This is a genomic window from Staphylococcus sp. HMSC057A08 (assembly GCF_001812925.1).
Taxonomy (GTDB): Bacteria; Bacillota; Bacilli; order Staphylococcales; family Staphylococcaceae; genus Staphylococcus; species Staphylococcus hominis.
The window spans coordinates 19,914-31,276 of the sequence record NZ_KV810847.1 but is presented as its reverse complement, the minus strand read 5'-3'; the positions used below and the strand labels follow the sequence as shown (position 1 = coordinate 31,276).

Sequence of the window (11,363 nt, the reverse complement as noted above, 5' to 3'; positions counted from 1 at the left end):
AATATATAAAAAAATAAGCTATAAGATCGTATGATTTCAACTTCTTATAGCTTATAGTAAATGGCTTAATTATGCTTGAACTTCGTGTTTGTTGCCACGAACTTTATAGACAATAAGTCCGATAATAAATCCAATTAATGCTGGGACAATCCATCCCATACCAATATCAAAGAATGGTAAATAATTCTCAGCAAAACCGATTAATGATTGTGCGAAGTTCGTTTTCACAAAAGGTTCTGGACTCGCTTTAATACCATCAAAAAATGCAGCAATCACTGTAAATAATGTAGTAAATCGATACACAATTGACGAATTATTAAATAAATGACTTACTAAGGTTAGTAAAATCAGTGTAATGGCTAATGGATAAATAAACATTAATACGGGTAATGAGTACATAATAATTTTTGTTAATCCGACATTCGCAAATATAAACGCCAATACACTAACCATAGTGGCTAATACAATGTAGTTCGTTTTAGGAAATAGTTCTGTAAATGTTTCTGAAAAAGCTGTAATTAAACCAATTGCCGTTTTTAAACACGCCACAATAATAATAAGTGATAAAACAATAATTCCGAAATCACCTAAATAATGTTGGGCAATTTGTGCAAGGGCAATGCCCCCATTTTCACTTACTTTAAATTCTCCAAGACTCATTGTTCCCATTACTGCAAGAAGTGTATAGATGACACCCATGCCAATAATGCTAATGGCCCCCGATTTCACTGTTTCTTTAGCAATATCATTAGGATTTGTAATACCTAATTTTTTAATAGTCGTTACAATAATTATTCCAAATGCTAGTGATGCCAGTGCATCCAATGTATTATACCCATCGATAAAACCTTTTAATAATACACTCTTATTGTAGTCAGGACTTATTGGTGCATGACTTATACTGCCCATTGGGTGAATCAATGCAAGTACGACCACGATACCTAATAAAATCAAAAAGACTGGATTTAAGAACTTGCCAATATAGTCTAAGATTTTAGAGGGTTTACGTGCAAAAAACCAAGCTACGATAAAGAACAACATACTAAAGACAGGTAAAATCCATTTTCCACTGCTTGGAGAAACAAATGGTGAAAAAGCAATTTCATATGATGTTGTTGCAAGTCTTGGTAAAGCAAAGAAGGGTCCAATAACAAGATAAAGACCAATCGTAAATATGTATGCATAAATTTTACTTACGCGTGAAGAAATTGCAAATACACCATTCGTCTTAGAAATACCAATCGCAATAATTCCTAAAAATGGTAAACCGATTGCTGTAATTAAAAATCCTAAATTCGCAAGTAATACGTTTGCGCCTGCCATTTGCCCTAGATGAAGTGGAAAAATTAAGTTTCCTGCTCCAAAGAACAAACCAAAAAGCATCGACCCAATAAAGAGATTCTCTTTAAATGTAAGTTTCTGTTTCATTGTCTTTCCTCGTTTCCCTCTTAAAGTCATAATAGATATTATACATTTTTTTAAAATCAATTTCTTTAGAATTTTTAAAAAAGTTAGATAATAATATATAAAAAAACTTCTCTTTGCATGATTACATTCATTTTTTTATGCAAAAAGAAGTTTTAAGTGTAACCTTATACTCATCGATATTTATCCTTAATTATATAATTTTTAGTTATACAGACTTAGCTAATATATGTATCTGCATGTTCAAGGCGATATGTTTCACCTTTTGCTTTAGCTTCTTCATAAGCTTCATATGTTGTATGTTTAACATCTTCAACTTTGTAATTTACCGTTTTCGCAAATTTCCTTACATCTTCTTCATTTTTGGCCAATACAAATACCGTTAAAATATTGTCATCTACAATGTCTTTATGGTGTTGGTAACGTAGTCTATAAATATTCATGACGCTGTCTCCTTCCAATCTATTAGTGATAAACCCTTACTTCATAAAAATAATAAATAATGCCCTACATATTATTTAAATTTAATATACCACTTTTTTTTGAAAAAGGAAGCCTATAAAAAAAAAGTAAGATAGAATTTACTTGATCTTCATATCTTACTTCTTTACTTTAATATACTTTAATTTTAAGATTCATTTTTTAAAGCTTTTTCAATAGCTTTAATATTTTTCTTCATAAATGATTGATACGTATTACTGTCATTATCTTGTTGTTTAGTATGAGAACCCATATTATAAAATGAAATTGTTTTTGCATGTGTTTCTTTTCTAACCGTGTCTGCAACTTTATTCGACACATTTTCTTCAGCTAGGATATAGTTTACCTTATCCTCTTTAATTTGTTTTACAATAGTTGTAAGATCTTTTTGACTTGATTCTTCAGCATTCATATTTTCGATTCCTTCTTGCTTAAAACCATAGCGATCAGCTAAATAACCAATAGAATCATGTGAAATATATACTGTTTTACCTTCTTGACCTTTAACAGCACGTTTCATATCTTTATCTAAATCCTTCAAATCACTAACTAATTTTTTATAATTCTTTTCATAGTCATCTTTATGTTTAGCATCTTTTTTAACTAACTCATCCTTTATATCTTTCGCAAATTGTTGACTTAATACAGGATCTAACCAAACATGAGGATCATATTTACCATGATGATGCTCATGTTCTTCGTGCTCGCCATGTTCTTCGTGTTCACCGTGTTCATGTTCATCCTCTTCGCCTTTTAACAAATCGGCTTTATTTAAAGATGATTCTAATGATAATGTTTTATTTTTATCATTCATCGCATTTGCAATTTTTTTAGCGACTGGGTCTAGATTATCCCCTGTATATACAAATAAATCTGATTTACCAATATCGACCATTTGTTTTTGACTCGGCTCATATGTATGTGGATCCATTTCATTCGGATAGACTGATTCAACATGAACGTATTTACCACCAATTTGTTGAGCAAAAGATTTCAGTGGATATACTGTCGTTTTTACCTCAAGCTTTTCATTGTTCTCTGATTTTTTATCTTTATCACTACCACTATTGGATGTTCCACAAGCTACAAGTGACAACGTTAAAATACTGATGAAGACTAACATTAAACTTTTCTTAATCATTTTCTTCTCTCCTAAATCGTAATTATTACGTTTTAATAATCGCATTTCATATCGAAATTGTCAATAACCAAAATAAAAAGAGTGTAAGATAGAATTCATTTTCCCACTCCAGCAACGTATCCAACTTGTGTTGAACGTAGACCTTTTCCCGAATGGATCTCGGAACTAGTATCAAAAAAAATTTGATTTAAACGTATTTTCAATTCAGTCAACGACTACCAACATATTAAAAAAGCCCAAGACAACTAATTATGTCTCAGGCTTCAATAGTCTAAATTTATTTAATTATTTATAAAATTTTTATTATTAATCGACCAAGTTATTTTTATAGCTTTTATAAAAAGTATCATATTTCATTCTTCCAATACCACCCACGATATATTTACCATACTTCCACTGATTTACTATATATGCTATACAAATAGAAAAAACTATCGTTAAGGTAAATGTGAATATAATATTCATAATTGGATGATGATGTAGTGTACCTAATCTATGCACAAAAAAGTAGTGTACTAAGTAAATTGAGAATGAATAATTACTAATAAAAATAAAAAACTTAGGAACATATTTAGTATAAGATAAAATTAAAAAGAATAATAAAATAATCATAGTAACATAAATTGGTGTATCGACTCGTTTTGAATCTACTAGTGTTAAAAATCCTGACAGATAATTAAATATTACTATTAATGTAGCAATGACTGTTCCACTAATAATATGAGTAGTATACTTTCTTATGTTTCGCATCAATTCTTCATAATAGTATCCCATATAAAAACCTAAGAAGAAGTAACTTAACCATCCAATGAAAATCATCCATCCTTCTCTATGCCATAACCAATTCACATAAATTGTATCAGGTGGTGTTATAAATGTTCTCATTGCCCAAAATAATGTCGTTATAATTAATGAAAAGATAATAATTTTAAAAGGATTAAATTTCACTAAGTATTTAGCAAAAAGAATATGTAAAGCATAAAACTGAAAGATAATCACAATAAAGTAAGTTAATGTACCACCATGAAACATCATAAATTCTACTGATTTTAAATAGTCCATAAAATTATCCGGGTGACCATAAACATAAGCTAATCCAAAATTAATCAATATATATGGTATACCTAAAGTTAATAACTTTTGTTTTACAAAACCCTCTTTTACCTGCGTTTTATATTGCTTAGCTAACAAAAACTCAGAAATAAACACAAACATCGGCGTAGCATACAATATTAATAATTGAAACAGTCTCAGTATATAACCATTGTTTGGCATGTCAAATTTGTAGAATGTAGTTGTAATACTATGTATCATTACTACACTTAAACACGCAATAGCTCTCATCCAAAAGATGATAGAGGTATAAACCTTCATGTCTATCTCATTCCTTTATATTTAATTTTAGTTTGAAAAAACAAAATAATACATTTTTTATTTGTTTCCTAATAATTAAATTTGTTTTATTCAAACATATATTATTATACTAATTTTTTGAATTGACGCTATTAATTTTTTAAATTTAATTCCTATTTAACTATTCAAAAATTGTTAGACAATAAAGTGGAATAACTAAGAGAATTCTATTGATGATATTCAAATTTTTAACTAATCGTTAATTATTTTTAATAATAAAAAGCACTAATCTAGTAATATAGCCCTTTAGTATATTACTGGTTTAGTGCTTTATTTATATTTTAATACCCTGAACCTACTTCATCGCCATGTTCATCATATTCTGTGACATAACCATCATCTTTATCTACAGTATATGAACCAGCTAAATCACCATCTTTATCTGTAAATGAGAAGCCCCATTTACCATCATCTGTAATTTCAGGTTCTTTATACGTATACGTATCTGTGTCTAATGTATGACCTTCATAAGATTCTACTTTATCAATGACATTTGCTCTTGTTACTTCTTCTGAGTCATCACTACTATCATCAGCTGAATCTGATTCTAATTTTTGATCAACATAGTTATCAATTGCATCATCATCAAATCTAACAGTAACATCTGTTACATCCTCATCATCACTTGAACTTGTTACATTGACTGAATCAGATTTAAATGTTTTTCCTTCATATGTTCCTTCCGCATAAACGATTACTTTTTCATTCGGATCATATGGTCCATACGTTTCTGAAGAAGAAGCTTCGCCAATTTCTTTATTATTTGCATAGACTTTAACATTATCTAGCATATAATCTCCTTCAGTGTAAACATTAAAACGTATTTGTTTAAACGACTCAGTAGCTGTTGCACCATTTTGACTCATATCAATCACTAATGCACCATTAAATTTCTGATCATCCATTTCTTTAGTTGCTTTTAAATTATAATTTCCAATCGGAAACGTCCCTAAACTCTTACTATCTCCCTCATCCACAGAAATATGTTTTTTATTACCATTTAAATCATAGGTAATTGTACCACTTTCATTTGGATACATACTGATAGAACGTTGAGGAATATTAAAGTTATAATTATCAAAAAATACAAACTTTTTACCATCTTTGGAGATATTCAAAATATTATTACCATTAGCATCTACCGATAAATTTTTGTAATGCTTATCTTTAACATCTTTTGCAGTTTGTTCGACATGATTTGCTACATTATTTAAATCATCTTCTTCTTTAATATAATCTAAATATGCTCTTGCTTCTTCTTTATTTAAATTCTCATCACCAGACGTCACTTCTTTAGAAAGCGCTTTTTCATCATCTTTTTTTATCGCATGTGCAATATTAGATGCTTGCTTTTCTGGAGAAAATTGACTTTTTAATATTGAGAACGCAATAATCAATGCTATGAATAAAAGTGCAATAATTCCAATAATCATCCACATCTTTTTATTACTTTTTTGTGTATGATTTGAATGTACATGTTGCGTTTTATTCTTTTGATTATCATGATTTGATTTTTGATCTTTTGTTGCTTTAACAGGCGCTCCACAATTAGTACATACTTTTACACCTTCACGTAAAGGTTGACCACAGTTACTACAATACTTCATTAGTAAGAATAACCTCCCCCGTTAAAAAAGTCGTTATCTAAAAAATCACCAATATTTTGCGTAAACTGATTAATAATTTGATGTAAGAACGATTCCCCAAAAATACTAATAAATAAGAAGATGATAATAATATAAATCATCACACCATAAAAACTTGAAAAACGTACATCACTATTTACGCTATATTTTGCAATCATATAAATACCAGAAATTACAAAAAGTAATATAGATAAAACAAATACACTTGTACTAAATACATATGAATTGGCTGTCAATAAAACGAAAGAAATCAATAATAATGCTACTGACACGCTATTAATTAAAACATAATCAGATAATACTTTTCTAAACGAAATAGATTGTCTGACTACTAAACGTGTTATTGCAAAAGTAGCACCTACAATAACTGCTAAAAATAAAATCATACCAATAATCATCGACATTATAATACTGCCCTTTCCTCCAATAATGTCGGCAGCATCACTTGGTATCGTCATTGCTAGCAAAATAGCTACTACAAGAAATCCCGCAATTAATAATGATAATAATAATTTAAAACTAAATGCATGCTTGCTTTTAATGACTTCATCTGGTGCTACAAAAGCACTTTTGAAAAAGCCTTTACTTTCTTGTGTCACTTCTTTTGCATGATTGCTAAACTGATCAAATTGTTGCTGATTGTTTTGTGTATGTTGTTGATTCGATGATGATTGATATTGATTATTTTGATATGTAGATGTTTGATGTATCTGAGGATGTTGCTGTGTACGTGCATCTTGTGTTGTTTCATTTTGTAGGTGTTGATTTTCTTTTGAGGTTGTTTGCTGTGCTACGCTTTGTTCATTCCTAGAAGTCCTATGAGAAGGTTCACTGTCTTGAGATTGCGCTTGAGAAATTTCTTTTTCTGCATTATTTACGGCTTGAGCATGTCTTTCAAGTTTCTGACCACACTCTCCACAAAATGCATCATTAGGTTCCACTGAGTTCCCACAATTTGGACATTTCATTATTTTCACTCCAATATATTAAATTTTAAAATCTAAAAAAAGTATAGCATTTTAATTATATTGCTTTCCATAAAATTTTATTTTTTTATGTATTAACATCTTAAAATCATTATTTAAATAGTAAGTTCTATAATTAAAAATAAGAAGATTAAAAATATAATTTCGAAAATTATATGTATTTTACAATATTTATACATAATTAAAGCGCTTTCTTGTTAGAATAATAATGTAACTATTTTAAGGGAGATGATGATAATGACAAAGGGGAATCTCATCACTGATCAATCTAAAAAAGAGAAATCAAATAAAGGATATAAACCATTATGGATTGTGATTAGTTTTATCGTATTAGTAATTATTTTATTATTACCTACTTCAAGTAGCTTACCGGTCATGGCTAAAGCAGCACTTGCCATTCTTGCTTTTGCCGTAATCATGTGGGTTACTGAAGCAGTATCTTATCCAGTTTCAGCGACTTTAATTTTAGGACTTATTATATTATTACTTGGCTTTAGTCCTGTTCAACATCTCTCAGAACAACTTGGTCATCCTAAAAGTGGAAATGCCATTCTGAAGGGAAGCGAATTATTAGGCACAAACAATGCTCTGAGTCTCGCATTTAGTGGTTTTTCTACTTCTGCAGTCGCACTTGTGACCGCCGCTTTATTCTTAGCAGTTGCCATGCAAGAAACTAATCTTCATAAACGACTAGCACTTTATGTTCTTTCTATTGTAGGAAATAAAACAAAAAATATTGTTGTCGGTGCAATTTTAGTATCAATTGTATTAGCCTTTTTTGTACCTTCTGCTACGGCTCGTGCCGGTGCTGTTGTACCCATTTTACTTGGAATGATTGCAGCCTTTAAAGTGAGTAAAGATAGTAAACTAGCATCACTCTTAATTATTACATCTGTACAAGCGGTATCGATTTGGAATATCGGTATTAAAACTGCCGCTGCGCAAAATATCGTCGCTATAAATTTCATTAATCAAAACTTAGGTTATAATGTGTCTTGGGGTGAATGGTTTTTATACGCTGCACCATGGTCTATACTGATGTCCATTGCTTTATATTTCATTATGATGAAAGTGATGCCACCTGAACGAGATGCCATCGAAGGTGGTAAAGAATTGATTAAACATGACTTAAACGAACTAGGTCCAGTGAGTGCTAGAGAATGGCGACTCATTGTCATTTCTATCTTATTACTGATCTTTTGGTCTACCGAGAAAGTGCTTCACCCTATCGATTCAGCAAGTGTTACGCTAATCGCATTAGGTATGATGCTAATGCCTAAAATCGGTGTGATTACTTGGAAAGGCGTTGAAAAGAAAATTCCATGGGGGACAATTATCGTCTTTGGTGTAGGCATCTCACTTGGTAACGTCTTACTTAAAACAGGCGCTGCCCAATGGCTCAGTGATAAAACATTTGGGTTAATGGGACTAAAAGAGTTACCAATTATCGCAACGATTGCACTCATTACATTATTCAATATTTTAATTCATTTAGGTTTTGCGAGTGCAACAAGCTTATCCTCTGCACTGATACCCGTATTTATTTCATTAACATCAACATTAGGGTTAGGCGAGCATTCTATCGGCTTTGTTTTAATACAACAATTTGTGATTAGCTTTGGATTCTTATTACCAGTGAGTGCACCACAAAATATGTTAGCCTACGGTACAGATACATTTACGGTTAAAGATTTCTTAAAATCAGGTATTCCTCTCACTATTATAGGTTATATTCTTGTGATTTTATTTAGCTTAACGTATTGGAAATGGTTAGGTTTAGTGTAAAATGAGTCAGATTCATTTTATAGATAGAGAGGTTTATCATGACCAAAAAAACCATTTATTTGTACAGGGAATTCTTGTCGTAGCCAAATGGTTGAGGGTTTTGGAAAAGCAATTTTAGGTGATGAATGGAATGTATATTCCGTAGGCCTTGAAACACATGATGTTAATCCTAAAGACATTAAAGCAATGAAAGAAGTGGTATCGACATTTCAAATCATACCTCGGATTTAATTAATGATACTATTTTAAAACAATCAAACTTAATAGTAACATATTATGCAGTCATGCTGATGCGCATTGTCCTACTATGCCATCAGGTGTTAAAAAAGAACATTGGGGCTTCGATGATCCCAGCCGGAAAAGATGGGTCAGAATTCCAACGTGTTCGAGATGACATTAAAAATGCGATTGAACAATTTAAGTATAGAACATAATAAAACAGCAGTTACTACGTATTTGACGTAGTAACTGCTGTTTATTGATATAGCCATGCTTACCAAAAGTCACTTGTTACAATATTTTTTCTCTCAATGTCTAAATTTGGAATGTCCCTCTCATTCGCAACCGCATCTTTATAATTTAAATTAAGTGCCTCAATGGCTTTATCAAACGTCACATTATCTTTACACATGTACTCCCATACATTTTTATTGATGTACGCATTACCATCATAATAAAAGTCTTTCACCCACATTACTTATCATCCCTTTCTATTTATTACAGTTTGATATTACACCTAAAGTGTAATATAGGCAAACCTTAAATAATTAGAAATCATTAATTATTTATCAGTTTATATGATGATAATTAAATAAATTTTTAGTCATAAAAAGTTATTATAAAAAACTTATGAAAAAAATTTAAAAGCCTATTATTATAAACATTTGTTTATTTTTCTTCATCTTCTAATTTCACAAGTGTTGGTTTAGGCGTATGAATGCCTACATCGTTAAAGTAACTTATGATTTCTTTTCTTAATAAACGTTGGCCTGGAAAATGCATGCCTGGTTTAACATGAGCTAATAATTTAATTACCATTTCATTACCATCAATACTATCTAAACCGAGTAAATCAGGTGCAGCAACGAACATATCATATTTATCTTTTAATGTTGGTAAGAATGCTTTTAATTCTTTTTCAATAACGTCATAATCTTCATTTGGAGAAATCGGAATTGCAATAAGAGGCGATACATCTGTCTTAGAATAATTTACAATTTCACTAATTGTCCCATTAGGTAAGGTATACACTTCTCCAGTATCAGATTGAATACGTGTAGATCGTAAACCTATTGTTTGTACTGTCCCTTCTGCAATCGTTACACCTGACGAATTAATTTGAACATAATCGCTGACGTCGAATTGTCCTTCAAAAATAACGAAAAAGCCGGTAATGATATCTTTTACAACAGTCTGGGCACCAAAACCAACTGCTAAACCAACAACACCAGCCCCAGCTAAAATAGCTGAGACGCTAATTCCAAAACGAGAGAGAATCGATGTAAGAACAATAAACCAAACAACATAACTAATTAAGTTTTGAACAAGTGTTGAAAGTGTCTCACTTCTTTTAATTTTATAGCGTGTCTTCTTCTTCTCATTGACTTTAAAAAATTTCGTTACTACTTTTCTAGAAATTGCAATAACAATCATACCTAATAAGATATAAGCAACAATAATTAAAATATTGGCTAGTAAATTTTGATAAAATTCTATCTTCGTTAATGGTTCAACAAATTTAATAAACAGTTGTTTCATTTGATTCATGTTGATATGATTCTCCTTTTATACTTATATTTTTAAATGATTGTGCGCCATTATTTAGAACACGACACTTAAATAAAAATGATACCATATTTTATCTAAAATCATCACTTGATTTATACTCCGCATAAAAAACTTCATCCTCACTATTTCGTGAGAATGAAGTCATATATTAAATCATTATTATTTATGTTCTGAACTTTCAAAATATCGTCTTCTAAATTCTGGAGTTGCTACTTTTGATTCAAAGTCTTCTGGAATTTCTTCAGTACGTACGACTAATACATCACATGGCGCATGACGTACAATCGCTTCTGATACCGAACCAATCATAAAACGTTCGACTGCATTTAATCCTGAAGCACCACACATAATTAAATCAACATTCAATTCATTTGCTAAATTTTTAGGAATGAGTAATTTCGGTGGGCCAAGTTCAAGTCGTGTTTCTACATTTGTCACGCCTTCTTTAACAGCGAGTTCTTTATAGCCTTCAAGTAATTTCTCAGAATACTCTTTAGACGGATCGAATTGAGATGCGTACACTTCATAAGCGGTATATGTTCTCGTATCAATCACATGCACAATTGTGAGCTTTGCATCATTACGTTTTGCTACATCAACGGCTTTATTAAAGGCCCATTCTGCTTCATCTGATCCATCAACTGCAATTAAAATGTTTTTGTATGCTAACATTTTAATCTCCCCCTTTATCTGTTCTCA

Annotated in this window: 10 protein-coding genes and 1 pseudogene; 2 read left to right on the top strand and 9 right to left on the bottom strand. The window is 30.7% G+C overall.

Annotated features, from left to right (window positions below; genetic code table 11):
* Positions 1 to 69: 69 nt before the first annotated feature.
* The 6 genes from brnQ to HMPREF2881_RS02030 form a co-directional block, all read right to left on the bottom strand.
* Positions 70 to 1,428 carry a branched-chain amino acid transport system II carrier protein gene (gene brnQ, locus HMPREF2881_RS02055; RefSeq protein ID WP_002454613.1) on the bottom strand — a complete coding sequence of 453 codons (1,359 nt, stop codon included), beginning with the start codon at positions 1,426 to 1,428 and terminating at the stop codon, positions 70 to 72.
* 215 nt (positions 1,429 to 1,643) lie between these two features.
* A complete protein-coding gene (locus HMPREF2881_RS02050) occupies positions 1,644 to 1,868 on the bottom strand; it encodes a hypothetical protein (RefSeq protein WP_002449204.1) in 225 nt (74 codons plus the stop codon).
* Positions 1,869 to 2,053: 185 nt separating this feature from the next.
* A complete protein-coding gene (locus HMPREF2881_RS02045; RefSeq protein WP_002454612.1) occupies positions 2,054 to 3,046 on the bottom strand; it encodes a metal ABC transporter solute-binding protein, Zn/Mn family in 993 nt (330 codons plus the stop codon).
* Positions 3,047 to 3,352: 306 nt separating this feature from the next.
* On the bottom strand, positions 3,353 to 4,420 hold the full coding sequence (locus HMPREF2881_RS02040; RefSeq protein ID WP_002449414.1) for an acyltransferase family protein: 1,068 nt from the start codon (positions 4,418 to 4,420) through the stop codon (positions 3,353 to 3,355).
* Positions 4,421 to 4,740: 320 nt separating this feature from the next.
* On the bottom strand, positions 4,741 to 6,066 hold the full coding sequence (locus HMPREF2881_RS02035; RefSeq protein WP_002454611.1) for a zinc ribbon domain-containing protein: 1,326 nt from the start codon (positions 6,064 to 6,066) through the stop codon (positions 4,741 to 4,743).
* Complete coding sequence (locus HMPREF2881_RS02030; protein WP_002449217.1) at positions 6,066 to 7,073, bottom strand: zinc ribbon domain-containing protein; 1,008 nt, start codon at positions 7,071 to 7,073, stop codon at positions 6,066 to 6,068. Before HMPREF2881_RS02030 ends, HMPREF2881_RS02035 begins: the two co-directional genes overlap by 1 nt.
* Positions 7,074 to 7,328: 255 nt before the next feature.
* On the opposite strand from HMPREF2881_RS02030, the gene HMPREF2881_RS02025 reads away from it, so the two are divergent.
* Entirely contained in the window at positions 7,329 to 8,876 is a 1,548-nt protein-coding gene (locus tag HMPREF2881_RS02025; RefSeq protein WP_002488466.1) for an SLC13 family permease, read from the top strand.
* An 87-nt stretch (positions 8,877 to 8,963) separates the two neighbouring features.
* Positions 8,964 to 9,310 (top strand): annotated as a pseudogene (locus tag HMPREF2881_RS11405) (arsenate reductase).
* A 59-nt stretch (positions 9,311 to 9,369) separates the two neighbouring features.
* Here the strand turns inward: HMPREF2881_RS11405 and HMPREF2881_RS02015 are convergent.
* From HMPREF2881_RS02015 to HMPREF2881_RS02005, 3 genes are all read right to left on the bottom strand, one after another.
* The gene (locus tag HMPREF2881_RS02015) at positions 9,370 to 9,570 is read right to left on the bottom strand and encodes a hypothetical protein (RefSeq protein ID WP_002449526.1); all 201 of its coding nucleotides are present in this window, start codon (positions 9,568 to 9,570) and stop codon (positions 9,370 to 9,372) included.
* Positions 9,571 to 9,764: 194 nt separating this feature from the next.
* On the bottom strand, positions 9,765 to 10,643 hold the full coding sequence (locus HMPREF2881_RS02010; RefSeq protein WP_002454608.1) for a mechanosensitive ion channel family protein: 879 nt from the start codon (positions 10,641 to 10,643) through the stop codon (positions 9,765 to 9,767).
* 180 nt (positions 10,644 to 10,823) lie between these two features.
* Positions 10,824 to 11,336 (bottom strand): universal stress protein, encoded by a 513-nt coding sequence (locus HMPREF2881_RS02005; protein WP_002454607.1) that lies wholly within the window; start codon positions 11,334 to 11,336, stop codon positions 10,824 to 10,826.
* Positions 11,337 to 11,363 lie beyond the last annotated feature (27 nt).